Annotated in this window: 24 protein-coding genes; 14 read left to right on the top strand and 10 right to left on the bottom strand. The window is 73.3% G+C overall.

The features are described 5' to 3' along the window. Positions 1–72: 72 nt before the first annotated feature. A complete protein-coding gene (gene ctaE, locus Pma05_RS10665; RefSeq protein ID WP_203857179.1) occupies positions 73–672 on the bottom strand; it encodes an aa3-type cytochrome oxidase subunit III in 600 nt (199 codons plus the stop codon). Positions 673–814: 142 nt separating this feature from the next. On the opposite strand from ctaE, the gene Pma05_RS10660 reads away from it, so the two are divergent. The 4 genes from Pma05_RS10660 (at position 815) to Pma05_RS10645 (ending at position 4390) form a co-directional block, all read left to right on the top strand. Next, the gene (locus tag Pma05_RS10660) at positions 815–1735 is read left to right on the top strand and encodes a cytochrome c oxidase assembly protein (RefSeq protein WP_372441453.1); all 921 of its coding nucleotides are present in this window, start codon (positions 815–817) and stop codon (positions 1733–1735) included. Between the two features lie 143 nt (positions 1736–1878). Then, positions 1879–2289, top strand: coding sequence for a response regulator (locus Pma05_RS10655; RefSeq protein ID WP_203857177.1), 411 nt, complete (start codon positions 1879–1881; stop codon positions 2287–2289). A gap of 61 nt (positions 2290–2350) precedes the next feature. Next, positions 2351–3412, top strand: a complete 1062-nt coding sequence (gene trpD, locus Pma05_RS10650; RefSeq protein WP_203857176.1) for an anthranilate phosphoribosyltransferase — start codon at positions 2351–2353, stop codon at positions 3410–3412. Positions 3413–3730: 318 nt separating this feature from the next. Then, entirely contained in the window at positions 3731–4390 is a 660-nt protein-coding gene (locus Pma05_RS10645) for a DUF4142 domain-containing protein (RefSeq protein ID WP_203857175.1), read from the top strand. A gap of 235 nt (positions 4391–4625) precedes the next feature. Here the strand turns inward: Pma05_RS10645 and Pma05_RS10640 are convergent, their stop codons facing one another. The 6 genes from Pma05_RS10640 to Pma05_RS10615 all read right to left on the bottom strand — a co-directional run bounded on the left by Pma05_RS10640 (position 4626) and on the right by Pma05_RS10615 (position 11585). Further along, positions 4626–5627: an alpha/beta hydrolase family protein gene (locus Pma05_RS10640; protein ID WP_203857174.1), complete on the bottom strand. Its 1002-nt coding sequence runs from the start codon at positions 5625–5627 to the stop codon at positions 4626–4628. A gap of 198 nt (positions 5628–5825) precedes the next feature. Then, positions 5826–6113 carry an Lrp/AsnC family transcriptional regulator gene (locus tag Pma05_RS10635; RefSeq protein ID WP_203857263.1) on the bottom strand — a complete coding sequence of 96 codons (288 nt, stop codon included), beginning with the start codon at positions 6111–6113 and terminating at the stop codon, positions 5826–5828. Between the two features lie 229 nt (positions 6114–6342). Next, positions 6343–7227: a nucleotidyltransferase family protein gene (locus Pma05_RS10630; RefSeq protein WP_203857262.1), complete on the bottom strand. Its 885-nt coding sequence runs from the start codon at positions 7225–7227 to the stop codon at positions 6343–6345. 77 nt (positions 7228–7304) lie between these two features. Continuing rightward, positions 7305–7838 carry an NUDIX hydrolase gene (locus Pma05_RS10625; RefSeq protein WP_203857261.1) on the bottom strand — a complete coding sequence of 178 codons (534 nt, stop codon included), beginning with the start codon at positions 7836–7838 and terminating at the stop codon, positions 7305–7307. 55 nt (positions 7839–7893) lie between these two features. Further along, complete coding sequence (locus Pma05_RS10620) at positions 7894–9675, bottom strand: RelA/SpoT family protein (protein ID WP_203857173.1); 1782 nt, start codon at positions 9673–9675, stop codon at positions 7894–7896. Positions 9676–9818: 143 nt separating this feature from the next. Then, the gene (locus Pma05_RS10615; protein ID WP_203857172.1) at positions 9819–11585 is read right to left on the bottom strand and encodes a DEDD exonuclease domain-containing protein; all 1767 of its coding nucleotides are present in this window, start codon (positions 11583–11585) and stop codon (positions 9819–9821) included. Positions 11586–12243: 658 nt separating this feature from the next. On the opposite strand from Pma05_RS10615, the gene Pma05_RS10610 reads away from it, so the two are divergent. The 6 genes from Pma05_RS10610 (at position 12244) to Pma05_RS10585 (ending at position 18017) form a co-directional block, all read left to right on the top strand. Beyond that, positions 12244–13584 carry an NYN domain-containing protein gene (locus Pma05_RS10610; RefSeq protein ID WP_239312171.1) on the top strand — a complete coding sequence of 447 codons (1341 nt, stop codon included), beginning with the start codon at positions 12244–12246 and terminating at the stop codon, positions 13582–13584. Between the two features lie 402 nt (positions 13585–13986). Further along, positions 13987–14211, top strand: coding sequence for a hypothetical protein (locus tag Pma05_RS10605; protein WP_203857171.1), 225 nt, complete (start codon positions 13987–13989; stop codon positions 14209–14211). A gap of 104 nt (positions 14212–14315) precedes the next feature. Then, positions 14316–15575, top strand: coding sequence for a M48 family metallopeptidase (locus Pma05_RS10600; RefSeq protein WP_203857170.1), 1260 nt, complete (start codon positions 14316–14318; stop codon positions 15573–15575). Further along, positions 15572–16696 (top strand): glycosyltransferase family 4 protein, encoded by a 1125-nt coding sequence (locus Pma05_RS10595; RefSeq protein ID WP_203857169.1) that lies wholly within the window; start codon positions 15572–15574, stop codon positions 16694–16696. The genes Pma05_RS10600 and Pma05_RS10595 overlap by 4 nt, the downstream gene beginning before the upstream one ends. Before the next feature lie 131 nt (positions 16697–16827). After that, positions 16828–17391, top strand: coding sequence for a TlpA family protein disulfide reductase (locus Pma05_RS10590; protein ID WP_239312149.1), 564 nt, complete (start codon positions 16828–16830; stop codon positions 17389–17391). A gap of 185 nt (positions 17392–17576) precedes the next feature. Then, complete coding sequence (locus tag Pma05_RS10585; protein WP_203857168.1) at positions 17577–18017, top strand: DUF4395 domain-containing protein; 441 nt, start codon at positions 17577–17579, stop codon at positions 18015–18017. 103 nt (positions 18018–18120) lie between these two features. On the opposite strand, the gene Pma05_RS10580 is transcribed toward Pma05_RS10585, so the two are convergent. The 3 genes from Pma05_RS10580 to Pma05_RS10570 are packed head-to-tail and all read right to left on the bottom strand — an operon-like array spanning position 18121 to position 22320. After that, positions 18121–18789: a response regulator transcription factor gene (locus Pma05_RS10580; RefSeq protein WP_130460771.1), complete on the bottom strand. Its 669-nt coding sequence runs from the start codon at positions 18787–18789 to the stop codon at positions 18121–18123. A 7-nt stretch (positions 18790–18796) separates the two neighbouring features. Then, a complete protein-coding gene (locus Pma05_RS10575; RefSeq protein ID WP_203857167.1) occupies positions 18797–20491 on the bottom strand; it encodes a sensor histidine kinase in 1695 nt (564 codons plus the stop codon). Between the two features lie 14 nt (positions 20492–20505). Then, entirely contained in the window at positions 20506–22320 is a 1815-nt protein-coding gene (locus Pma05_RS10570) for an AMP-dependent synthetase/ligase (RefSeq protein ID WP_203857166.1), read from the bottom strand. 163 nt (positions 22321–22483) lie between these two features. Between Pma05_RS10570 and Pma05_RS10565 the strand changes: the two genes are divergently transcribed. From Pma05_RS10565 to Pma05_RS10550, 4 genes are all read left to right on the top strand, one after another. Next, on the top strand, positions 22484–22939 hold the full coding sequence (locus Pma05_RS10565) for an SRPBCC family protein (protein WP_203857165.1): 456 nt from the start codon (positions 22484–22486) through the stop codon (positions 22937–22939). Positions 22940–22996: 57 nt separating this feature from the next. Then, positions 22997–24355 carry a hypothetical protein gene (locus Pma05_RS43960; protein WP_239312146.1) on the top strand — a complete coding sequence of 453 codons (1359 nt, stop codon included), beginning with the start codon at positions 22997–22999 and terminating at the stop codon, positions 24353–24355. Positions 24356–24458: 103 nt separating this feature from the next. Further along, positions 24459–25406, top strand: coding sequence for an ROK family glucokinase (locus tag Pma05_RS10555; protein ID WP_203857164.1), 948 nt, complete (start codon positions 24459–24461; stop codon positions 25404–25406). A gap of 33 nt (positions 25407–25439) precedes the next feature. Beyond that, the gene (locus Pma05_RS10550) at positions 25440–26165 is read left to right on the top strand and encodes an endonuclease/exonuclease/phosphatase family protein (RefSeq protein WP_239312143.1); all 726 of its coding nucleotides are present in this window, start codon (positions 25440–25442) and stop codon (positions 26163–26165) included. Positions 26166–26217: the final 52 nt, after the last annotated feature.

The following is a 26217-nucleotide window of genomic DNA, read 5'->3' as shown; positions in this document are numbered from 1 at the left end:
CTGTGTCCTTAACGGTTTTCTCGACCTTGTCTCAGGGACGGGGCAACGGGGCGGAACGTGACAGCTCCAAGATCACTGAAGCCAGTAGATCATGCCGTAGAGCGCGATCCAGACCACGTCGACGAAGTGCCAGTAGTAGGAGACGACGATCGCCGAGGTCGCCTGCGCCGGGGTGAACCGGCCCATGGTGGTCCGGATCATGAAGATGATGAAGGCGACCAGACCGCCGGTCACGTGCAGCGCGTGGAAGCCGGTGGTCAGGTAGAAGACCGAGCCGTACCCGTCGCCGTTGATCTTCACGCCCTCGTGCACCAGGTTGCGGTACTCGTTGAGCTGGCCCAGGACGAAGACCAGGCCCATCAGGAACGTGATCGTGAACCAGCGGCGCAGCGCGTGCACGTCACCCCGCTCCGCGGCGAAGACGCCGATCTGGCAGGTGACCGAGGAGAGCACCAGGATCACCGTGAACGTCGTCGCGTACGGGATTTGCAGCACCTCGGTGTGCTTCTCCCACTGCTCGGGCGCCGCCGCCCGGATGGAGAAGTACATCGCGAACAACGCCGCGAAGAACATGAGTTCGCTCGAGAGCCACACGATCGTCCCGACGCTGACCATGTTGGGTCGGGTCAGCGAGTGGATCCGGCTCTTGTCAATGGCTGAGGCCGCAGTCACGCGGTCATTATTGCCCCTGATCGGCATCGGCCATCGTCGGGGTGGCCTAACTGCCTCGTCGGACGGGGTGACGTGCCTCGCCCGGTTCGTCTGGCCTAGCCTGAAAATCGTGCTGCACCTCGATCCCGGCTCCGCCTCGGCGCTGCCCCCGGCACCGGCCGTCCTCGCCGGTGGGGGCGCCGAGACCACGCCGTTCACCATCTCCGCCATCTTCACGGAGAGCACGCTGAACAGCTGGCTCGCCGTCGGGCTGGTGCTGGCCGCCGGCTGCTACCTGTACGGCGTACACCGGCTGCGGGTGCGCGGGCACTCCTGGCCGGTGCTGCGTACCGTGCTCTTCCTCGGGCCGGGGCTGGGCGGGATCGCCGCGGTGACGCTGAGCGGGCTGGGCGCGTACGACACCAGCCTGCTGTCGGTGCACATGGTCCAGCACATGGTGCTGTCGATGGTGGCGCCGATCTTCCTTGCGCTGGGTGCCCCGGTGACGCTGGCGCTGCGTACCCTCGGCAAAGCACCCCGGCGGCGACTGCTCGCGGTGCTGCACAGCCGGGTGGCGAAGGTCTTCTCCTTCCCGCTCTTCGCCTACGCGATCTTCGTGGTCAACCCGTTCGTGCTGTATTTCTCCGGGATCTACCGGTGGACCCTGGAGAGCTCGTTCGGCCACGAGCTGGTGCACGCGCACTTCATCCTCACCGGCTGCCTCTTCTTCTGGCCGCTGGTCGGGTTCGACCCGCTGCCCGGCCGCTGGCCGTACCCGGCCCGGGCGCTGCTGATGCTGCTCTCGGTGCCCTTCCACACCGTGCTCGGGCTCACGGTCATGCAGAGCAGCACGCTCTTCGGCGGCGACTGGTACCCGTCGCTCGGGCTGGCCTGGTCCGATCCGTGGAGCGACCAGAAGGTCGCCGGCGGCATCCTCTGGGCCGGTGGCGAGTTCGTCAGCGTCACCATGCTGGCCGTGCTGGTGGTGCAGTGGGTACGGCAGTCCGAGCGGGAGGCCCGCCGGGTGGACCGGGAACTGGACCGCCAGGAGGCCCGGGAACGGGCTGCCGGCAGCGCGGTGTAACGGCCCGGGCCGGGTGCGGCGTTCGGCGTACCCGATGTCCCGGGATTCGGGCGGTGCCGGCCCCGGGCGCCGGGCGGGCCGGTCGGGCCCCGGAGCCGACCGGTACGATCGGCGGGCAGCTACGAGGTGGGAGCCCAGCGCCGATGAGCGATCGTCAGTACACCGTCCTGCTCTACAGCGACGACCCGGAGGTCCGGGACCGGATGCGGCTCGCGGTCGGCACCCGGCCGGCGGCCGACCTGGCCGTCGAGTTCGTCGACGCGGCCGACTACGACGAGTGCATCCGGCTGGTCGACGAGTACGAGATCGATCTGCTGCTGCTCGACGGCGAGGCGACCCCGTCCGGCGGGCTCGGCATCGCCCGGCAGATCAAGGACGACCGGGACGACGCCCCGCCGACCTGCCTGGTGATCGCCCGGGCGGCCGACCGTTGGCTCGCGGCCTACGCCCAGGTCGACGCCACCCTGGTGCACCCGCTCGACCCGGTGACCACCGGCCAGACCGTGGCCGGCCTGCTCCGCGCCCGCGCCAGCGGGGCGAGCACGCTCTCCTAGGGCTCCGGGGCACGCACACCAGCACACACCGCCAACCACCCGCCCCGCCCGGGAGGCCCGCATGGGGGAACGGACCTGGCCCAACCTGCTCGCCGCGCTGCTGCGCGCCGAGGAACTCTCCACCGCCGACACCTCGTGGGCGATGGGGGAGATCATGTCGGGGTCGGCGACCCCGGTCCAGATCGCCGGGTTCGCCACGGCGCTGCGGGCCAAGGGGGAGACCCCGGCCGAACTGGCCGGCCTGGTCGAGGCGATGCTGGGCCGGGCCACCCTGGTGGAGCTGCCGGAGTCGCTCCGGGCCGACGCCGTGGACGTGGTCGGCACCGGTGGTGACCGAGCGCATACCGTCAACATCTCCACCATGACCGCGATGGTGGTGGCCGGCGCCGGGGTACGCGTCGTCAAGCACGGCAACCGGGCCGCCTCCTCCTCGTGCGGCGCCGCCGACCTGCTCGAATTCCTCGGCGTACCGCTCGACCTGGGGCCGGCCGGGGTGGCCCGGTGCGTGACCGAGGTCGGCATCGGGTTCTGCTTCGCCGCCCGGTTCCACCCCGGGATGCGGCACACCGCCGTGCCCCGGCGCGAGATGGGCGTGCCGACCGTCTTCAACTTCCTCGGCCCGCTGACCAACCCGGCCCGGCCCCGGTCCGGCGCGGTGGGGTGCTTCGACCCCCGGATGGCCCGGGTGGTCGCCGAGGTCTTCGCCCGGCGCGGCGACGCGGTACTGGTGATGCGCGGCGAGGACGGGCTCGACGAGTTCAGTACCGCCGCGCCGACCCGGCTGTGGATCGCGCACCAGGGCCGGGTCACCGAGACCGTGGCCGACGCCGCCGACCTCGACCTGCCCCGTTCCGCCCCCGGCGACCTGCGCGGTGGTGACGCCGCCTTCAACGCCGACGTGACCCGCCGACTGCTGGCCGGCGAGCGCGGCCCGGTCCGGGACGCGGTGCTGGTCAACGCCGCCGCGGCACTGGCGGCCAACGGCGGGTTCGCCGGTGGCCTGCTGCCGGCGATGCGGGACGGCCTGGTCAGGGCCGCCGAGTCGATCGACTCCGGCGCCGCCGCCCGCACCCTCGACGCCTGGGTCGACGTCGCCAAGGCCGCCAAGGCCGACGAGCGGTAGGCGCGAGCCTTCCCGAGCAACGTCGCGCTCGTTCGGGACGGGGCTGGTTCGGGAAGGGCTGGTTCGGGGAGGCTCGTTCGGGGAAGGAGTGGCCTCCGCGTTGGCCGCAGGCACTCCTTCCCGGAAGTAGCGTGATCTTCGCCGGGACGCGCCGCATAGCGCCGGGTGCGGGGTACCCGGTGGGGGGAGCGGCAAACACGGGGTGGTGCGGGCTGGGCGGGATCGTGCCGGGCCTGGCCGATCTCGACTGCCATCGGTCCGCGTGTGCACGGGTCAACCGGGTATCCCCGAAGTTCAACGACGGAGGGGGGAACAAACATGTTGGTCGTCAAACGCTTGGGTGTGCTCGTCTCGATGGCGGTGCTCGGCCTCGTACCGGCCGGTGCCGCGTACAGCGCTGCCGCCGCACCGTCGGGGACACCGTCGGCCACGCCGTCCGCTTCACTGTCGGCGCAGGACAAACAGTTCCTACAGTCGATGCACCAGGTGAACCTCGCGGAGATCGCCACCGGCAACCTGGCGAAGCAGAAGGGGGCGAGCCAGGAGATCAAGGACCTCGGCGGTCGGTTCGTGACGGATCACACCCAGCTCGACCAGAAGGTGCAGAGCGTCGCCTCGGGGGCCTCCCTGACGCTGCCGAACAAGGTGACCAGTGAGCAGCAGGCGGTCATCAATCAGTTGCAGAACGTCACGGGCGCGGACTTCGACACGCAGTGGGTCACTTCCCAGCTGACCGCACACACCCAGGCGATGCAGCTGGTGCAGGCCGAGTTGACCCAGGGTTCCGACCCGTCGGCCAAGCAGGTGGCGCAGCAGGCGGCTCCGGTGCTCCAGGCGCACCACAACGCGCTGGTGGCGGTGGCCCAGAGTCTGGGCATCCCGATCCCGGGTGGCACCACGGTGGCACCGAGTCCGGGAATCAGCTCCGGTGCTCCGGCGCCGGGCGGCACGGTCACGCCGAGCCCGACCATCAGCTAGTCAGACGCGGGGACGTGGCAGCATGACGGGTCCTCCGGACGCTTACCCGGGGGACCCGTAGCCGCGCCCGCCGAGGGCCCGGCACGACGGTCGGCCCGGCACGACGGTCGGCCCGGCACGACGGTCGGGTCGGGTTTCGCAACCGGGTCGGCGGGTGGGCAGTGAACGTCGCCTGCGCGGCGACCGGCTATCGGGTCGGCAGGTGGGCGGTGAACGCCACCTGCGCGGCGACCGGCTATCGGGTCGGCAGGTCGGCGGCGAACGTCGCCACCTGCGCGGCGATCGGAGTCGAGGACCGTACCCAGCGGAAATGGTCGAGCCGGACGCCGCTGTCGGCCACCGTGTGGCGGATCCGCCGGACCGGCGCGGCGACGAGCTTGTCGCAGAGTCGGTCAAGCGTCTCGTGCGGCGTGTACTGGTCGTGGTCGACGCTCACCGCCAGCACCGGAGTACGGACGGCCCGCACCGCCGCCTCCGTGTCGACCCCGTCGAGCCGGGGAAACCGGCCGGTCCGGGCGGTGTACGCCCAGTCCCGGATCACCCCGCGCGCCTGCCGGCCGCCGAAGCGCCAGCCGGGCCAGGTGCCCAGGGCCGTGGCGCAGCCGTGGATGAACTGGGTAAGGGCGAGGACTGGGAGGCGACGGCTGCGGGGATAGGCTCGCCAGTGCGGCAGACCGACCGCCACCAGGGCCAACCCGTCGACCCGTACTCCGGGGTCGAGCGCCAGGTGCAGCAGCGCGGCCTGCCCGCCGAGCGAGTGGCCGAGCAGGATCCGCCTCCGGCCGTCGAGCCGCGGCTTCAGGCTCTCCAGTACCGCGCCGACGTCGCCGGCCAGCTCCGCGTAGCCGTACCGGGAGGCGCGGCTCGGTGCCGGGGTGCTGGCGCCGGTGCCCCGCAGGTCGGCCACGACCACGGCGAAGCCGGCGGTCCGGAGCGCGGCGGCGAACGGCGCGTAGTAGCTGGCCCGTACCCCCATGGCCGGCCAGACCAGCACGACCGGCGCCTCCGGTACGCCGACCGGGTCGGGATAGCCGCGCAGGGCGATCCGATCGCCGTCACGGTCGACGAAGGACTCTTCGTAGTCCGGGGTCGAAGCCGGGGCCAGATCCGGAGCGGGGTCCTGATTCCTAGCCGGGTCCTGATTCCGAGCCGGGTCCTGATCCGGCGTCGGCGTCGGCTGCTGCTTCTGCGTCGGCGTCGGCTTCTGCTTCGGGGGATGGTCCGGCGTGGCGGTCATCCGGCGAGCGTAGCGGGGTTACGTTACCGACGGGTAGCCGTCGTTCGCCCCAGCCCCGGAGCCGCGCACCGGGCGTCGGTCCGGGGCGGATGCGGCGAGGTCAGCCCGGGTCGGACGCGGCGGGGTGAGCCCGGGTCGGACGCGGCGGGGTGAGCCCGGTTCGGATGCGGCGGGGCAGTCGGGGTCGGATGCGGCGGGTCAGTCCGGGTCGGGGAGGCCGATCGCGAACGCCTCCTCCAGGTCGTGCTGCGAGTACGCCCGGAAGGCGATGTGCGACTCGGTGCCGACCACGCCCGGCACCTTCGAGATCCGTCCGGCGATCACCTCGGCGATCTGCTCGAACTCGCGTACCCGGACGATCGCGATCAGGTCGACGTTGCCGGCGACCGAGTAGACCTCGCTGACGCCGGGCACCGCGGCCAGCGCCTCGGCCACCTCGGGGATCGAGTCGGTGGCGCAGTCGATCAGGACGATCGCGGTGATCACCGGGGGACTCCTCTCGTCGACGTGCTCGCTGGCGCAGCCCACGCCGGCCGGAGCACGGGTGCCGTGTCGCGGCTGCCCGCCCATGCTAGAGCTTCTGCTGACCGCCGTCGGCTACCGGCCCGGCGGCGTTACCTTGTCTGGCGGCGGCTGCCGGCCTCGCGGCGGCTACCGGCCCGGCGGCGGTTACCGGTCTGCGGGACCGAGGACCCGAAAGGACGGCGCGCGGCGGCTACCGGGCCGGCGGCGGGGTGGCCGACGCCGGGACGGTCAGGCTGTTGCCGACCCGTACCGCGTCGGTCAGGTGCTCGTCGGCCCGGACCAGGCCGCCGGGCCAGACCACGCAGCGTTCGAGGGTGCCCCGGACCACCGCGCCGGCGCCGATCACCGCCGACCGGTGTTCGCCGGTCACCTCGGCGGTCGGGTCGACCAGGCTGCCGCCGCCCGCCGCGTGCAGGTTCGCCGCCAGGTAGTCGGCGGGGCTGCCGGTGTCGAGGTACCGGCCGGAGAACTCGACGACCTCCAGTTCGCCGGCCGCCTCGGCGGGGCGCCACACGGTGTGCACCAGTTCGGTCGGCTCGACCGGCAGGTCGCGTACCCGGGTCCAGGGCAGCAGCGAGAAGCCGGCGAACCGGTACCGGCCGAAGTCGCCGGGGCGGGACGGCCCGTCGACCGGCTGGCCGAGCAGCCGTACCGTCGTGCCGTCCCATCCGGCGAGCAGCGCGGCGACGTCCGGTCCGGGTGGCGAGTCGGGCGCGGCCAGAAAGGCGTCGGCGTTTCCGACGAGTACGCCCCGGCCGTCGATCCAGTTTCGCAGGTTGGCCACCCCGCCGGAGGTGCCGAGCGGGTCACCGGGCTCGACCGAGAGCGCGGCCCGGCCGCCCACGTGCCACACCACCTGCGCGCCGAGATAGCAGGCGTTCACCGCGACCGTGGCCGGAGTGTCGAAGCCGAGCGCTGACACCCGATCGAGCGCCCGGTCCAGCAGCGGTACGTTCCCCACCGGACAGAGCGCCTTCGGCAGGTGTTCGGTGAGCGGGCGCAGCCGGCGACCCTCCCCGGCGGCAAGCACCACGGCGCAGACCTCGACGCCGCCGCCGAGCGAGGCGGAGCCGATCCGCGCCGGACCGGGATGCGGGGCTGGGCCGGGATGCGGGGCTGGGCCGAGGTGTGGGGCCGGGCCGGGGGTCGTGGTCACGACGGTGGTGGGGCGCCGGCCCGGTCGGGCTCGGCGAGCGGGCCGATCCGGTAGTGGGCGAGCAGCCGGGCGGTCGCGGTGCTGAGCGGGGGCAGTTCGTCGAGCCGGTGCCAGGCGGCCTCGAAGACCTCGGCGCCGTCGACCACCAGTTCGGTGGTCGAGGCCGGGACGCGTACCTCGAAGACCATGTCGACCCAGCCCTTGAGGTGTACCACCGCGTTCGGCACGGCCGGCTGGAACTCCGTCAGCGGCAGCTCGATGCCGGTCTCCTCGTGCAGTTCCCGGGCGGCGCCGACCAGCGGGGCCTCGCGGCGCTGGAGCAGCCCGGCCGGCAGCGTCCACCCCCGACCCGGGGGCTGGCGCAGCAGCAGGATCCGGCCCGGCGCCGCCGCTTCGGCGTCGTGGACCAGGGTGACCGCGCCGACGATGTACTTCGGCACCGCCAGCCGGACCAACCGGCGGCGCACCCCGAGGGGCAGACGATAGAAGATCTTGTAGCCGACGGCGCGCGTCGACGAGCGGCGGGAGATCACCGGACCAGGCTAGATGGCGTACGGGCCCGGCGTGTGACCCGGGGCACAGCTCTCACTCCTGGTGGTCCACCAACGCGATCAACTGCTCGACCACCGTGTCCGGCTCGACCGTCCGGTCCACCACCGCGACCAGCAGGGTTTCCAGGTCGGGATAGCCCTGCTCCTCGGCCAGCCGGCGCAGCGGCAGGTCGTTGGCGAGCCCCCGGTCGTGCTTGCGCAGCGTCAGCCCGATGGTGGCCCGGCCGAGCCGGACCTTGTCGGTGATCGAGATCGCCGGCTCCTGGTGCTCGGCGAACCAGCGGTTGATCTGCATCTGCGCGTGCGGTGACTTGACGAAGCCGAGCCACTCCTTGCGCGGCCCCGGTGGGGCGACCGCCAGGTCGAACTCGCCCTGCGCGTCGGTCTCGCTGAAGATCTCGACCACGTCGCCCTCGTCCAGCTCCGACGAGAGCGGGGCCAGCCGGCCATTGATCTTCGCGGCGAGGCAGTGGTCGCCCCGGTGCGGACCCAGCTCGTACGCCAGGTCGACCGGGGTGGAGCCGGCCGGCAGGACGATCTGCCGGCCCTCGGCGAAGACCTGGATCTGGGTCTCGGCGAGGTCGCAGCGCAGCGACTGGAGGAACTGCGCCGGGTCGGCGGTGTCCCGTTCCCAGTTGAGCACCCGTTGCAGCCAGTCGAGCTGTTCGGCGCTGCCTGCGGCGTCCACGCCGAGCTTGGGAAAGCGGAAGTCGGCGGCGATGCCGTACTCGGCGGACTGGTCCATCGTCCTGGTCCGGATCAGCACCTCGACGGTCCGCTCGTTCGGCCCGATCACCGTGGTGTGCAGGGACTTGTAGAGGTTGTTCTTCGGTGCGGCGATGTAGTCCTTGAACCGCCCGGCGACCGGCCGCCAGAGCCCGTGGATCGAGCCGAGCGCGGCGTAGCAGTCGGTGTCCGGCCCGTCCACCACGATGGCGATCCGGGGCAGGTCGAACGGGGTGGTCTGCTCCCGGGCGACGGTGTCCTTCCAGATCGAGTAGTAGTGCCGGTCCCGGCGCCGTACCGTCGAGACGATCTTGTCGCGCCGGAGCACCACCTTGGCCTGGCCCACCACGTCGACGAGATAGCCGGCCCAGTCCGGCCGGCTCTGCACGTATTCGTCGATCCGGGAGTATGCCTCGGGTTCGAGGTGGCGCAGCACCACGTCGTCCAGGTCGCGCTTGAGTGCCTGGATGCCGAGCCGGTCGCAGAGCGGGACCAGTACCTCCTGGGTGGCCCGGGCGATCCGGGCCCGGGAGGCGAGCGAACGGGCGTCGAGGGTACGCATGTTGTGCAGCCGGTCGGCGAGCTTGATGATCAGCACCCGGACGTCCTTGCCCGCAGCGATGATCATCTTGCGGATCGTCTCGGCCTCGGCGGCCTTGCCGTAGAACGCCTTGTCGAACTTGGTCACCCCGTCGACCAGGTGCGCCACCTCGCGTCCGAAGTCGCCGGTGAGCGCCTGAAGGGTGTAGCGGGTGTCCTCCACGGTGTCGTGCAGCAGCGCGGCGACCAGGGTCACGGTGTCCATCCCCAACTCGGCGCAGATCTGCGCCACCGCCAGCGGATGGGTGATGTACGGCTCGCCGCTCTTGCGGAACTGCCCCCGGTGCATGCTCTCGGCAATGGCGTAGCTGCGGCGCAGCACCCCGACGTCGGCGCTGGGGTGCACGCTGCGGTGGGCCCGGACCAGGTGGGTCACCGGATCGTCCTCAGCGGACGGCCAGGAGAGCAGCGAGCGCAGCCGCCTGCTCAGCGTGATCTCCGTCGGGCGGGCGCTTCCGAAGGCAGCACCGTGACCGGCTTCGAGGTCCACGCGGAGCCACCCCCTCACTCACCGCCGCGTCCGGTGCCGACGGACACACCGGAGTGCCGGTGCGAACGCAAGCCCCGAAATCGGGCAGGACTGCACTTCTCTAACAGCCTAAAGGAGTGAAGGTCGTCCGATCGGTCACTTGCCTATGTGCGTTCGGTCGGGAGTTGTCGCGACGACGCCGCCTCGGCCCGGACCAGCAGGTCACGGAACCGCCCCGCGCCCCTGGCCGGGGAGGCCCAACCGGTTGATGTCTCCACCAGCCGCGTGTCGGGTCGCTCCAACCAGGACAGGATGCGTTCGGACTCCTCGGCCGAGGCGTTCGGCACCGGGCCGTGCCCCGGCAGCACGGTCTCGGCGGTGGCCCGGACCAGGTCGAGTACCCCCCGGGGCGGCACGCCCGGCGCGGCGGTGCCGGCCCCGGCCAGCCGGCCGTGCCGGATCACCGCGATCTCCCAACCGCCGTCGGCGGCCCGGCGGGCGGCGGCCAACTCGCCGATCCGGGTCAGCCCGACCAGCCGTTGCATCCGGACGGTGGCCCGGAGTACCGCCGCCAGCCGGCTCCGGACCACCGCCGCCTCCTCGTAGCGCCGGGCGTCGGCGAGCACCCCGATCCGGGCCAGCAGCGCGTCGACCACCACCTGGGGGTCGTCCGCCAGGGCGGAGCGGACCGGCTCGACCGCGCGGGCCGTGTAGTCCTCGACCGAGATCCGGTGCTCGCAGGGCGCCGGGCAGCGACCCAGCTCGGCCAGGGCGCAGGCCGGGCTGGTGGTCCGGACCGAGAGCCGGGGGGTGCACTGGCGCAGCGGCACCGCGTCGTGCACCCCGGCCGCGGCCAACTCTGCCGAGCGGCGGGAGCTGAACGGGCCGAGATAGGCCGCGTCGTCCGGGCCCAGCGACCGGACCAGGGAGAGTCGCGGGTAGGGCTCCGAGGTCAACTTGAGCCAGACCACCCGCTCCGGAAACTTCGACCGGCGATTGTACGGCGGAGCGTGCGCCGCGATCAGCCGCAGCTCGCGTACCTCCGCCTCCAGCGGATGGGCGCACTCGACCGCCTCGACCCGCTCGGCGGCGGCCAGCATCTCCGAGATCCGGGCCCGCTTCTCGGCGGCGGTGAAGTAGCTGCGGACCCGGGTGGCGATGTCGCCGGAGGTGCCGACGTAGAGCGGCCGGTCGTCGGCGGCCCGGAAGATGTAGACCCCGGGCACCTTGGGCAGCCCTTCGGCCAGGTGCCGCTTGCGGCGCTGGGTCGGGGTGACCGCCCTGGCGAACTCGATCGCCTCGCCGAGGGTCTCCACCCGGTGCCCGCCCAGCCGGGCGATCAGCCCGTGCAGCACGTCCACGGTGGCGTGCGCGTCGGCCAGCGCCCGGTGGGTCGGCTGGTGCGGGGTGCGGAAGTAGGCCGCCAGGGTGCCGAGCTTGCGGTTGGGCACCTCGTCCCGGGTGAGTACCCGGCGGGCCAGCGCCGCCGTGTCCAGCACCCGCGGGTTCGGCCAGGTGTAGCCGTGCCGGGCGCAGGCCGCCTTGAGGAAACCCACGTCGTAGGGCGCGTTGTGCGCGACCAGCACCGCGCCGCGGAGGAACTCCAGCAGGCTGGGCAGCACCTCCTCGACCGGCGGGGCCGGCAGCAGCATCGCCTGGGTGATCCCGGTCAGCACCGTGATGAAGGGCGGGATCGGCTCACCCGGGTTGACCAGGGTGGCCAGGATGCCCAGCTCCTCGCCGCCGCGCACCTTGACCGCGCCGATCTCGGTGATCCCGCCGCCGTCCGGGGCACCCCCGGTCGTCTCCAGGTCGAGCACCACGAAGGTGGTCTGGCGCAGCGATGTCGCCTCGTCGGGCCAGCCGTCCGCGCCGGGAGTGCCGGGTGGCAGGCCGTCCAACGTGCCCTGGACATATTGAGGTGGGACCACGGCGGGCAGGTTAGGCGGCACGTACGACACTTCCGTATCATCCGTACCACTCGTTACCGGGGGCCGACGGGGCGAGATCATCTGAGGTGTCGGGCGCTCGGGTGGGTGTCGGTGGGAGACTGGCGACATGCCCCGCGCCGAACCGTCCGACGACCGCCTCCCGGAGGAGGCGGCGCAGCTCGCGCGCTCCGAGCGTGCTGGCGATCCCGGGCGGGACGACGGTACCGACGAGCCGCGTCCGGCCGTACCCGGTGCCGAGGAGCCGGAGCCCACGCTGCTCACCGACACCCCGCCCGGCTCCACCGGCGGCGAAGCCGTGCCACCCACCGACCATCCGACGGAGCCGACCGGCGGCGACCGGACCGGTCCTGACCCGGCTGGTCCCGAGCCGGCCGGCGGCAACCTGGCCGGCACCGATCCGATCGGCACCGATCCGACCAACGCCGATCCGACCAGCGCCGATGCGACCAGCGTCGACCCGGCCGACCATGAGCCGGACGGCACCGACCTGACCGGGAGCGGGCCGGCCGGCAGTGAGCCGGGTGGCGGCGGGTCGGTCGATCGGGAGGCGGGTGATGGCGGGCCGGCCGGTAGTGAGCTGGGTGGCGGCGGGTCGGTCGATCGGGAGGCGGGTGATGGCGGGCCGGCCGGTAGTGAGCTGGGTGGTGACGGGTCGGCCGATCGGGAGGCGGGTGATCGGGAGCCGGAGCCGACGCTGCCGGAGCCGGTCCGGGCCCGGATCGTCAGCCTGGCCGCCGCCGCGCTGCCGACGCTGCCCGCCGACGAACTGCCGCCGCCGCTGCGCCGGGTCGCCAAGTTCGCGCCGAACCGGCGGGCCCGGCTCGGCGGTGGACCGATCGCCACCCAGCTCGCCGCCGACCCGCTGTTCCGGCAGCGGGTGGCCAGCCGGGTGCTCTCCGAGGCCGGCGAACTCGGGTCCGTGGTGGTCTCCGGGGGAAGTCCGGCCGCCGCCGATCCGGTGGAGGTCGCCGCGCTCGCCTACCTGACCCGGCCGCCGGGCTGGCGTCACCTGGTCGAGGATGCCGGTGCGGCGGTCCGGGCCGAGGTGGACAGCGCGGTCGTCGCCGAACTGGTCCGCGAGGCCGAACAGCGGGCCACCCGGGCCGAGCACGACCGTGCGGTGGCGAAGGTGGAGGCGGACAAGCTGCGCGACGAGGTGGCCCGGCTCCGGGAGGAGTTGGGCCAGCTCCGCGAGGAGAACCGGGTACTGGGCCGGACGCTGCGGGAGACCCAGGCCGGGCAGCGGCGGGCGGCCGAGCTGCTGGCCACCGAGAAGGGCCGGGCCAACCGGGCCACGGCCGACCACGAGGCGGAGCTGCGCCGGGTACGGGCCCGGCTGGCCGAGGCCGAGGCGACCGCCGGTGCGGTCCGGCAGACGGCCAAGGAGGCCCGCTCGGTCGACGACGCCCGGCTCTGGCTGCTGCTGGAGACGATCGGCCGGGCCGCCGTCGGGCTGCGCAGGGAACTCGCCCTCGATCCCGCCGACCGGTTGCCGGCCGACTACGTCGCCGACGCGTTCGCCGAGCGCCCGGCGGCCGCCAACTCGGCCCGTGCGCTGGACACCGACGACCCGGCCCGGCTGGACGAGTTGCTGGCGCTGCCCCGGGCGCACCTGGTGGTGGACGGCTACAACGTCACCAAGCGCGGCTTCGGCGACATGTCCCTGGAGCAGCAGCGCAAGCGTCTGATCACCGGCCTCGGCGGCATCGCGGCGCAGACCGGTGACGAGGTGACGGTCGTCTTCGACGGCGCCGAGCGGATGCACGGGCTGCCGCCCTCGCCGCGCGGGGTACGGGTGCTGTTCTCCCGGAAGGGCGAGACCGCCGACGACCTGATCCGCCGGCTGGTCCGGGCCGAGCCGGCCGGCCGGCCGATCGTGGTGGTCTCCTCCGACCGCGAGGTCGCCGACGGGGTACGCCGGCACGGCGCCTATCCGCTCGGCGCGGACTCCCTGCTCCGCCGGCTCGCCCGCTCCTGAGCAGCGCGCCCGCCGGGCAACCCGCCTCCGACGGGTGACGGGCCGACGGTGCCGTTGCCGGGGGGCCGTGCGACGTTGCCCGGGCGGCTACGCTCGGCTCCGCTCGGAGCGAGAACGCTCGGAGCGAGAACGCTCGGCTCCGCCCGGAGCGAGAACCGTTGGCGACGAACCGCTCGGCGAGGAACGTCGGCGACGAACGCTGGGCGAGGCGCTCCCGACGACCGTTGTCCCCACCCCGGGGAGCGCCCGCGATACGCCCGGCGCCCTTTGTCCGTTGATCATCCTGATGGGGGCGTTGGGCGGCAACGGAGGTTTTGTCGTACCCCTGTTCTAGCGTCGATGTCACGGACGGTGGCCGCGTCACGACAACCGCCGTCTCCCGCTGCTTTGAGGAGTGAGCAGATGCTCATCGACTGCGACGGTTGCACCCTGCGGGGTGCGGCCTGTTCCGGGTGCCTGGTGAGTGCCCTGCTGGACCAGCCACCCGGGCAGGCCGCGCTGACCGCCGACGAGATGCACGCGATCGAGGTCTTCACCCGGGCCGGCTTCGACGTCGAGATCCTGGACGCCCCGGTCTCGGCGCCGCTGCGGCTCGCCAACCGGCGCCGACGCCGCCGGGTCGCGTAGTCCGGCCGCCAGCGGGATTCCGACGGGCGGTCCGGCATAGGATTGGCCGCGCGATCGGGCTGGCGAAGGGCGGATCGGATGACCGAGCGGGTACGGGCGACGGCATGACGCCGCGTGCCTGGGCCGGGCTGACCCTCGTCGCCCTCGTGGTGCTGCTCGTCGTCGCCACGGCGCTGCTGGTGCCGTGGCACCGTCCGCCCGCGCCCCGCGCCGACCAGCTCGCCGCGCTGGACGAGCTGGATCCGGCCGACGTGGCTCGGGGCAGGGCCTTCGCCGCCGCGCTGCGCCCGGGCGGCTACGGTGCGCTGGCCGTCGGGCTGGTGGTCGCCCTGCTGCTCGGCCTCACCCCGCTCGGCGCGAAGCTGATCGCCCTGGTCGGGCGCCCCTTCGGCGACAACTGGATCGCCCAGGCCGTGCTCGGTGGCCTGGGCGTGGTGCTGGTGGCCGACCTGGTAACCCTGCCGTTCGCCGCCTGGCGGCACGCGGTGGTGGCCCGCTACGGGCTCTCCACCCAGGGCTGGGGCGGGTGGACCGTCGACCTGCTCAAGTCCTACGCGGTCAGCGCCGTGATCGGCGCGGTGGCGCTGCTCGGCTTCTACACGGTGATCCGACTGGCCCCGAGGTGGTGGTGGGCGTTCGGGGCAGCCGGCGCGGCGGTGCTGGTCACGCTCCTCTCCTTCATCCTTCCGGTGCTGGTGGAGCCGATCTTCAACCGGTTCACCCCGATGGAGCCAGGGCCGCTGCGTACCGAGTTGATGGCGCTGGCCGACACCGACGGCGTACCAGTGAAGGACGTGCTGGTCGCGGACGCGTCGCGGCGGACCCGGGCGGTCAACGCGTACGTCTCCGGGTTCGGTCCGACCCGGCGGATCGTCGTCTACGACACCCTGCTGCGCGAGGCGCCGCCCGCCGAGGTGGCCAGTGTGGTCGCGCACGAGTTGGGCCACGCCAAGGACCGGGACGTGCTGGCCGGCACCCTCACCGGTGCGCTCGGCGCGGCGGCGGCGGTCGTCGCGCTCTATCTGCTCGGCTCGTCGGGTGCGCTGCTGCGGGCCGCCGGGGTCGACTCGGTGGCCGAGCCACGGGCGTTTCCGCTGCTGCTCGCCCTGGTGACGGTGGCCGGTCTGGTGGCGGCGCCGGCCCAGGCATGGGTCTCCCGGCAGGTCGAGGCGCGGGCCGACGCACACGCCCTGGCGCTGACCGGCGACCCGGCCTCCTTCGAGGCGATGCAGCGGCGGCTCTCCAGCGTCAACCTCGCCGACCCCGATCCGCCCCGGTGGGAATACCTCTACCGGGCGAGTCACCCATCCACAGTGGAGCGCATGGCCGCAGCCCGCGCGTACGCCCGAGGAGCCGGCGGTTGACCAGGACCCTACTCGTCACCAACGACTTTCCGCCGCGCCCCGGTGGGATCCAGTCCTTCGTGCACGGACTCGCGGTCCGGCAACCGGCCGGATCGGTCGTGGTCTACGCCTCCACCTGGCGCGGCGCCGACAAGTTCGACGCCGACCAGCCGTTCGAGGTGGTCCGCGAGTCGACCGGGGTGCTGCTGCCGACCCCAAACGTCGCGCGGCGGGCGGCGGAGCTGGCCCGGGCGTACGACTGCGACACAGTCTGGTTTGGTGCGGCGGCCCCGTTGGGGCTGCTCGCCGCCGGGCTGCGCCGCCGGGCCGGTATCGGCCGCGTGGTCGCCCAGACGCACGGTCACGAGGTCGGCTGGGCGGCGCTGCCGGGCGCCCGTGCGGCGCTGTGCCGGATCGGTGACGGCGTCGACGTCACCACCTACCTGGGGGAATACACCCGCGTCCGGCTGGACCGGGTGCTGCGCGGTCGCACCGAGCTGCGCCGGCTGGCTCCCGGGGTGGACGTGGACGTCTACCACCCGGACGTGGACGGCGCCGGGATGCGGGCCCGACACGGGCTGGCCGACCGGCCGGTGGTGGTCTGCGTCTCCCGGCTGGTACGGCGCAAGGGGCAGGACGCGCTGATCCGGGCGCTGCCGGAGATCCGTCGCCGGGTGCCGGGGGCGGCGCTGCTGGTGGTCGGCGGCGGGCCGTACCGGGGGGCGCTGGAGAGGCTCGCCCGCCGGGCCGGGGTCGCCGACGATGTGGTCTTCACCGGTTCGGTGCCGACCGCCGAACTGCCGGCATACTATGCCGCCGGGAACGTCTACGCGATGCCGTGCCGGACCCGCAACGGCGGGCTGGACGTCGAGGGCCTGGGCATCGTCTATCTGGAGGCGTCCGCGACCGGGCTGCCGGTGGTGGCCGGAAACTCCGGCGGCGCCCCGGACGCGGTCCGGGAGGGCGAGACCGGTTACGTCGTCGACGGCCGGGCGGTCGACCAGCTCGCCGACCGGGTGGCAACCCTGCTCGCCGACCCGGAGCTGGCCCGCCGGATGGGTGCCGCCGGCCGCGCCTGGGTCGAGCGGGAGTGGCGCTGGGAGCGGCAGGCGCGGCGGATGACGGAGCTGCTGACCGGCTGACCGGGATCCGGTGCACGGAGCTGCTGACCGGCTGACCGGGATTCGGTGCTCGGCAGGCGGCGGACCCTTGCCCGGAACACGTGGCAAACACAATGATGGTCATCGACGCCCTGGCGTGGCAGTCTGTAGTCGTGCAGAACGCCGCACTGAGCGGTTCCGTCGCGGTGGTGGCCACCTTGCTGCTGGCTACCGGCTTCGGCCTGTGGCGCCGCCGCCGCGACGGACGACTCCGGCGGCAGTCGACCGCCGGCCGGCTCGCCCGGGCCGGCTTCGCGCTCCCGTCGGGCGGCCTTCTCGTCCCGGCTGGTGACCCGGGAGCCGACCCCGCGGGTGGCGACGGTTCCGCGCCGGGTGCCGCCGGCGGGCTGCCGGTCGACCCCGGACTGCTGGCCGCGCTCGGGGTCCGGCCGGGCGCCCCGGCCACCCTGCTCCAGTTCTCGTCGGCGTTCTGCGCGCCGTGCCGGGCCACCCGACAGATCCTGGCCGACGTCAGCGGCACTCTCGACGGGGTACGGCACGTCGAGGTCGACGCGGCGAGTCAGTTGCCGGCGGTGCGGGCCCTGGGCATCTGGCGTACCCCCACGGTGCTGGTGGTCGACGCCGACGGGCGGATCGTCCAGCGTGCCGCCGGAGTACCGGCCAGGGCCCAGCTCCTCGCGGCGGTGGCGCCACTGCTCGGCCGGAGACCGTCATGACCCGGCGGGCCGCCGGGAGGGTTCGGGTGGCCGTACCGGCCTGGCGCCGGGCCGTCGGCTCCCGCCGTCCGCCCGGGTACCTCCGGTACTGAGCACGCCCACGACCAGCGGCAAACCCCCGCGCCCACGTCCGACGAGCGCCGTGGTCGACGACCAGGCGCCGTCCCTGCCCACCGAGGTGAAACATGTTGCTCGACCCCCGTGGACCGCGCTTCGCCGCGGCCGTCACCACGCTCGTCCTGGTCGTCGTCCTGCTCACCGGCTCCGGTTGGCTGGCCCTGGCCCAGGCGGTGGTCTTCGCGATCGGCGCTGTCGACCCGCGCCGCAGCCCGTACGGCCTGCTGTTCCGGGCCGTCGTGGCGCCTCGGTTGGCCCGCCCCGCCGAGCTGGAACCCGTGGCGCCGGTACGCTTCGCCCAGCTTCTCGGGCTGGGCTTCATGCTCGTCGCCGCCGCCGGTTATCTCTCCGGCGTCACCTGGCTGGGGCTGGTCGTGTCGTGCCTGGCCCTGGCCGCCGCCTTCCTCAACGGGGCGTTCGGGCTCTGCCTGGGCTGCGAGACCTACCTGGCGTTCCGCCGGATGACCGGCCGGTCGATCCCCGCCCGGGTACCCAACCCGTCGAACTGACCACCGTCCCTGGCTGCCCACTCGTGCCGGGCGGGTCGCCGGGCCTGGGGACACCAGCGGCTGTGCCGCTCGCATCCGGCCCGGCGACCCCACCGGCCTACGGTCAGAACTTCGGGGCGTCCGGCGCTTCGAGCAGGCCCAGCCGGAGCGCGGTCATCAGGGCCTGGGCCCGGTTGGCGGCACCGAGCTTCTCGTAGAGCTTGGAGATGTGCGTCTTGGCCGTCGACTCGCTGACGAAGAGCTGCTTGGCGATGCCGGCGACGCTCATCCCGTCGGCCAGCAGGCGGAGCACCTGCCCCTCCCGGGGCGAGAGCTGCGGGCCGGACGGGGCGAGCCGGCGCTTCATCGCTTCGGCCAGGTCGGCGGCGGTGAACGCGCTCGGCGAGGAGGCCGCGTGCCGGGCGGCGGCGACGACCTCGTCGGCGGGGGCGGTCTTCGGCACGAAGGCGCTCGCACCGGCTTCGAGGGCGCCGAAGAGCTGGTCGTCGCCCGCGTACATGGTGAGCACCACGATGCCCATGGTGGCGCTGGACTTGCGCAGCGCCCGGGTCGCCTCCAGTCCGCTGCCGTCGGGAAGGCGCAGATCCATGATCACTACATCGGGTTGCAGGGCGCCGGCCTGGCGGACCCCCTCGGCGGCGGTGGCGGCCTCGCCGACGACCTCGAACTGCCGGTCCCGCTCGAACGCGTGCCGCAGGCCCTTACGGATCAGGTCGTGATCGTCGACGAGCAGGACCTTGGTCCGAGTGGTCGGTGTGGGGCTGGTGGTCATGCTCGGGTTACTCCCCTTCTGATGCGGTGACGCTATCGCGCACGTTATCGCGCCGGGACGAGGTTCCGAGCACCACTGCCACCGTCGTGCCGCTGGGGTGTCGCGGACTGATCTCTAGCCGGCCCCGGATACGTTCCGCCCTCTCCGCCATGATCGCAAGACCATACCTGCCATCGGGCCGCTGGTCAGCGATGCCCTGACCATCATCCGACACTTCAATCTGGGCGAATGGGGGGTCCACGGCACAGGTGACCCAAAGGTTCGACGCTCCGGCGTGCTTGCGGGCGTTGGTGATCGCCTCCTGCGCGATGCGCAGCAGCTCCGCCTCGGTGGCCGCCGGCAGCCGGGCGGTGGACTCGTCGAGGGTGTAGTGCACCCGCAGACCGGCGGAGGCGCCGACGGTGCGGGCGTACTCGGCGATGGCGGCGGCGAGCCCGCCGTGCCGGTCGACCTCGCTGCGCAGCTCGAAGAGGCTCAGCCGCAGCTCGGTGATCACCCGGGTCACCTCGCCGCGCAGCGTACGCAGCTCCTCGCCGGTCTCCTTGGCCTCCTCGGGGAGGCTGGCCAGGGCGTTGTCGATGCCGTAGCCGACCATCACCAACTCCTGGGCCACCCCGTCGTGGATCTCCCGAGCCAGACGCTGCCGCTCCTCGTTGGTGGCGAGCGAGCGTACCTCGTCGAAGAGCAGTGCGGCCTCCAACCGCAGCGCCGCCGGTCGGGTCAGCGCGGTCACCCGGGCCACCACCGGCGGGGGGTACGCCCCCGAGACGTCGGCCTCCAGGGTGACCAGGCCCACCGTGCGTACCCCGGCGACCAGCGGTACGACCAGCGCCGACACGTCACCGCCCGAGTGCGAACGGGCCTGTGACCGGTGTGCCGTCTGGGGCTGCTGACTGGCCCAGGCGTCGGCGATCGCCGAGTCGGCGTCGAGCGTCGTCTCCCAGTCGACCCGGTCCACCCCGGCCTGGGCGAGTACGACCAGCCGGCCGCCGCCGCTGGCGGAGAGCACCGCCGCCCGGTCCGCCCGGGTGACCCCGCGCAACTCCTCGATCAGGTGCTCGGAGATGCTCCCCGGGTCGAGAGTGGCTCCGGGTAGTTGTCGAGCGACGCTGCGCAACTGGGTTAGCAGTCGAGTCGCCTCGGTGTACGGCTGCGGCCGGCTCTCGCCGCGCGCCTGGATGATCCGTTGCAGCGAACCCGCCGCGAAGAGCCCGAGCGCGGCCAGGATCACCCACTGGGTCGCCACGGTCAGGTAGCCGACCTGGCTGATCTGTGGCCCGCCGCCCCCGGCGGTGAGGACGCCGCTGACCACCAGCGTCACCGCGGTCGCCACGATCAGCCCGATGCCCTCCCGGATCCGCCGCTGCAAGGCCGCCGCGGTGAGCGGTACGGCGAGGTAGGGCAGGATCGCCGACGCACCGACCCCGGGCATCGGGGTACCGATGTTCGCTGCCGCCGCGACCTGGCCGGCGGCCAGCCCCACCAGGACGACCTCGGCGAACCGGCCCAGCGGGGCGAGTATCCGGTGCCCGGGGGCGACCACCGCCGGGATGCCGGCGACGGCGAGCAGGGCGACCCAGCGGAGTTGCCCCGGCTCCCGGGTGGCGATCAGGGTGAGAACCGCGACGAGCGCGAGCATGACGACCCGCGCCGCCGCCGCGAGCGGGTGCGGACGGGGAAGGCCGGAGGTCGAGGCGGGCACCTGACGGATGGTAGTCAGTTGCCGTATATCTCGGCGATGTCCGCCGAGTATGTCTTCTCCACGACGTTCCGCTTGACCTTCATCGACGGAGTCAACTCGCCGGTCGCCTCGGTGAAGTCCCGGGGCAGGATCCGGAACTCCCGGACCGACTCGGCCCGGGACACCGCCTGGTTCGCCTCGTCCACGGCCCGCTGGATCTCGGCGCGCAGTTCCGGGTCGTCCCGGAGTTCCCCGACCGGAGTACCGTCCGGGCGGCCGTGCTCGCGCAGCCAGGCCGGCAGCGCCTCCTCGTCGACGGTGACCAGCGCGGCGACGAACGGCCGCCGATCGCCGACCACCATGCACTGGCTGACCAGCCGGTGCGCCCGGATGGCGTCCTCCAGCACCGCCGGGGCGACGTTCTTGCCGTTCGCCGTGACGATGATCTCCTTCTTCCGCCCGGTGATGCGGAGGTAGCCGTCGTTGTCGAGTTCGCCCAGGTCACCGCTGTGGAACCAGCCGTCCGGGGTGAGTACCTCGGCGGTCGCCTCCGGGTTGTTCCAGTAGCCCTGGAAGACCACGTCACCCTTGATCAGGATCTCCCCGTCGTCGGCGATCCGGATGGTCACCCCGGGCAGGGGCCGGCCGACGGTGCCGATCCGGATGGCGCCGGGCAGGTTCACCGCCACCGCCGGGGAGGTCTCGGTCAGGCCGTACCCCTCGTGGACCAGCACCCCGACGCCCCGGAAGAAGTGTCCGAGCCGGGCGCCGAGCGGCGCTCCGCCGGAGATCGCGTTCTCGCAGCGCCCGCCGAGCGCGGCCCGGAGCTTGCGGTAGACCAGCCGGTCGAAGACCCGGTGCCGCAGCCGCAGGCCCAGGCCGGGTCCGGACGGGGTGTCCAGGGCCTGGCTGTACGCGATCGCCACCTGCTCGGCGCTGGCGAAGATCTTGCCCTTGCCCTCGTCGGTCGCCTTCTGCACCGCCCCGGTGTAGACCTTCTCGAAGACCCGGGGTACCGAGAGCACGAAGCTGGGCTTGACATCCTTCAACTCGCCCACCAGGTTCTTCACGTCGGCGCTGTGCGCCACCGTGGCCCGGGCCCGGACCGTGCCGATCTGGATCAGCCGGGCGAACGAGTGGGCCAGCGGCAGGAAAAGCAGTGTCGAGGCGCCCTCGTTGAAGAGGTTCGGCAGCACCGGGATGGCGTTGCAGATGTCGGAGAGCAGGTTCCGGTGGGTCAGTACGCAGCCCTTGGGGCGTCCGGTGGTGCCGCTGGTGTAGATGATGGTGGCGAGGTCGGCCGCCTTGACCGCCGTACGCCGCACGTCGACCTCGGCCGGGTCGACCCGCTCGCCGAGCGTCAGCAGTTCGTCGATGCCGCCGACCTCGATCTGCCAGACCTGCTCCAGCTTGGGCAGCCGGTCCCGGACCCCGGCCAGCGCCATCGCGTGCCCGTTGGTCTCCAGCAGGCAGGCCACCGCCCCGGAGTCGGAGAGGATCCAGGCGATCTGCTCGGGGCTGGAGGTGTCGTAGATCGGCACCGTCACCCCGCCGGCCGCCCAGATCGCATAGTCGATCAGGGTCCACTCGTACCGGGTGCGGCTCATCAGGCCGACCCGGTCGCCCGGGTTGATCCCGGCGGCGATCAGCCCCCGGGCCAGCGCCACCACCTCGTCGCGGAACTGCCGGCAGGTCACGTCGGTCCAGCCGTCCTGCCGGCCGGCGGCGTCGACGGCCCGCCGGATGAACTGCACGCTGTCCGGGGCCTCCTCGGCGTTGTCCCAGACCGGGTCGGTGAGGTTGGCCGCGTCCCCGACCGTGACCGCCGGGGGAACCGAGAACTCGCGCACCTGCACTCCCTCGTGCTCGTATCGAGCCGGCCAGCTCGGCCGGTCGGACTACCCGCAACCTACCTTCGACCGGGCCGAACCGCCCGGCCAGGTGGGTCGAGTGGGAACGAATGGGTCGAGGTGGTCGGCCGGAGTCACCCCGCTGCGGGGTAGCCTGCCGGGCATGGCGGATTCCTCCACCCAGTCCATCGTGATCACCGCGCCGCCGTCCCGGGTGACGGCGGTGATCTGCGATTTTCCGCGCTATCCCGAGTGGGCCGACGCGGTGAAGCGGGTCGAGGTGGTCGAGGAGTACGAGGACGGTTATCCGGCCCGGGTCCGGTTCGTGCTCGACGCCTCGGTGATGACCGACGAATACACCCTGGTCTACGAGTACGCCGAGGACATCTCGCGGATCGAGTGGCACCTGGTGGAGCCCTCCCGGATGCAGAAGGTCCAGAACGGGTCGTACGACATCGAGGACAACGGGGACGGCACCTCGACGGTGACCTACACCCTGGAGGTCGAGCTGTCGGTCGGCATGCTGGGGATGTTCCGGCGCAAGGCCGAGAAGATGATCATGGATGCCGCGCTGACGCAGCTCAAGCGGCGGGTGGAAACTTTTGACGGGACGCGCTGACGGCACCGGGCGGGGTGCCGGGCTCACCCGAAGCGGGCGGGGGTAGAGGAGCCGATCATGGGAGACAGTGGTTCGTACGGGAGAGCGTCCGATCCGGGTTCCGCCCGGGAGGAGGCCGAGCGGCTGGTCGCCGCCGCGCTCGCGATGGCCCGGTCGGCCGCGTCCGAGGCACGGGACCGGGCGGGTGCCCTCGGCCCGCTCGGCCAGGTGATCTCCGACGTACTCGACCAGACCGGAGTGGTACCCCGACCGGCCCGGCCGGGACCGACCAGCTCGGATACGCCGCCGACGGACGGCCCCGCGCCGGCCCCTGCCGACCCGCCCCGCACGGCCCGACCGCACGGCGCGACGGCGGAGCCCGAGCCTACTGCCGGCACGCCACCTACTGCCGGCACGCCACCTACTGCCACCACGCCACCTACCGACAGCGCGCCAGCTACCGACAGCGCGCCGCCGCCGACGCCCGAGGTCCCGCCGCCGTCCGACACGCCCCCGTCTGATGCGACGCCGCCGCCGACCGCCGTGCCGCCGCCGTCCGACACGCCCTCGTCTGACACGCCCTCGTCTGACATGCCCTCGTCTGACGCGACGGCGCCGCCGAGCGGCGAGGTGCCGCCGCAGCCGGGCGGGGCGGGGGCCGGAGCGCCGTTCGGGGCCGGTTTCGCCACCGGCGAGCCCGAGTGCTGTGTCTGCCCGGTCTGCCGGTCGATCGCCGCACTGCGCGATCCGAGTCCCGAACTCGCCGAGCGGCTGGCCACCGGCGCCGGTGACTTCGCGGCGGGAGTGGCCAGCCTGCTGCGCGCCCTCTCCTCGGTCACCAGCCCCACCGGGCGGCACACCGGTGGGGCCCGTACCGCCGGGCCGGCGACCGACGACGGCACGACCGGGGACACCTGGGCAGCCGCCACCCGCGCGTCCAGCACCGGCCCGGCCGGCAGCGGCCCGGCCACCGCCCCGGCAGGCAGTGGGCCGGTCGCCAGCGGTCCGACCGGCAGCGCTGGTCAGGGCGCCGAGGACGACGCCCGGAGCCGTACCGCCGAGGCTGGTCCGGGCGCCGGGAGTGGGGGAGCCACGGAGGGTTCCACCGGCTCCGCCGGCCCGTCGGGGACCCGGTCGGCCGACGCGCCGGGCCCGTGGCGCGACACCCTGTGGCGCGAGGCGACCAGTACCAGGCATGATTCGTGGCCAGCGGCCGAGCCGGACGACGTCTGGTCGGCCGCCACCCGTGCCGAGGCCGGAACCCGGGAGACCGGGACGACCGCCGGTCCGGACCGGTCGACCCCGGCCGGGGCGGAGCAGGCCCGGCCCGCCGCGTCGGCGGCCACCGGACGACCACCGGTGCCCGCGTCGCGGACCCCGGAGGGACCGGTCGCCACCGGCTCCGGCGAGCAGGCCGCGCCCGGCGAGGACGGCTGACCGCCGGGACGGGTCCGCCGGTCGCCGGGCGGGAACGGCACGGTACGGCGGCAGTGGCGGGACAGTGACCGCGAGGTGCGGTGTGGCAGAGGGGAGCGGCTCGGTGACGCTGACCATCGGAGTCGACGTCGGGGGTACCAAGGTGGCCGCCGGGGTCGTCGACGTCGACGGTGAGGTGCGGGCGCAGATACGCCGGGACACTCCCGCCGAGGACGTAGCCAGGACCCGGGACACAATCGTCGAGGTCGTCAAGGAGTTGGCGGCCGAGCACGAGGTGGACGCGGTGGGCATCGGTGCCGCCGGCTGGATCGACGCCGAGCGGTCGACGGTGCTGTTCGCCCCGAACATCGCCTGGCGGGACGAGCCGCTGCGCGACTACGTCGGCAACGCCGTCGGGCTGCCGGTCATCGTGGAGAACGACGCCAACGTCGCGGCCTGGGCCGAGTTCCGTTACGGGGCGGCCCGGGAAGCCGACGACTCGATGGTGCTGTTCACCATCGGTACCGGGGTGGGCGGCGGCATCGTGCTCGGCGGGGAGCTGCTGCGCGGCGCGCACGGCATCGCCGCCGAACTCGGGCACATGCTCTCGGTGCCGGACGGGCACGTCTGCGGCTGTGGCCGGCTCGGCTGCATCGAGCAGTACGCCAGCGGCAACGCCCTGGTCCGGTTCGCCCGGGCGGGCGCCCGGCAGGAGCCGGCCCGGGCCACCATCCTGCTCGACCTGGCCGGTGGTGACGTCGACGCGATCAGCGGCCCGATGGTGACCGCCGCCGCCCGCTCCGGCGACCCGGTCTCCGGTACGGCCTTCGCGCAGATCGGGCGCTGGCTCGGCATCGGGCTGGCCGACATGGCGCAGATCCTCGACCCGCAGGTACTGGTGGTCGGGGGCGGCGTGGTGGAGGCCGGTGACCTGCTGATGGGACCGACCCGTCGGTCGTTCACGGAGGCTCTCGCCGCGCGTGCCAAGATTCCGGTGGCCGAGATCCGCCCGGCCGAGCTGGGGAACTCGGCCGGCATGGTCGGCGCCGCCGACCTGGCCCGGCGCCGCTAGCCGGGCTGGGACAGCAGAGCAGGGGTGCGGGGCGTGGGTCAGCAGCAGTCCTCTGGCGGGGAGGCGGCATCGGTGCGCCTCCGGGTGCTCTCCTACAACGTGCACGGCCAGCGTGACGACGTCGCTGCGCTGGCCGAGGCGGTCCGGGCGATGCAACCGGACGTGGTGATCGTGCAGGAGGCGCCGCGCCGGTTCCGCTGGCGGCACAAGTGCGCCGCCCTGGCCGACCGGCTCGGTCTGGTGGTCGCGGGCGGCGGCCTGCCGGCCCTGGGCAACCTGCTGCTGACCAGCCTCCGGGTCCGGGTCTACCAGAGCTGGTGCCGGCAGTTTCCGCTGACCCCGGGCCGGCACATGCGCGGGGCGGTCTTCGCCGAGTGCGGGATCGGCGCGTCCCGGTTCGCCCTGGCCGGCTCGCACCTCTCCACCGACCCGACCGAGCGCCCCGGTCAGGCGATGCTCTTCAAGCAGGAGCTGGCCGCGACGCGGCTGCCGATGGTGGTCGGGGCGGACCTGAACGAGAACTCGGGCGGCGGCGCCTGGCGTACCGTCGCCGACGGCCTCACCGACGCGGCCGTGGTGGCCGGCGGCGAGTCCCGGTTCACCTACCCGTGCCCGCAGCCGCGCGACCGGATCGACGCGCTTTTCGTCGACCCCCGGATCAGCGTGCTCGGCTACGACGTGGTGGACACCGAGCAGACCCGGCGGGCCAGCGACCACTTCCCGATCCGCGCCGACCTGCTGCTGCCGACCGCCGGCTGAGCCCGGCCGACCAACGCGGCGCTGACCAACGCGGCGCTGACCAACGTGGCGG

The sequence above is a fragment of the Plantactinospora mayteni genome, assembly GCF_016862935.1.
Taxonomy (GTDB): domain Bacteria; phylum Actinomycetota; class Actinomycetes; order Mycobacteriales; family Micromonosporaceae; genus Plantactinospora; species Plantactinospora mayteni.
Note: the sequence above shows the minus strand (reverse complement) of the source record. Positions and strands in the feature narration are given on the sequence as shown.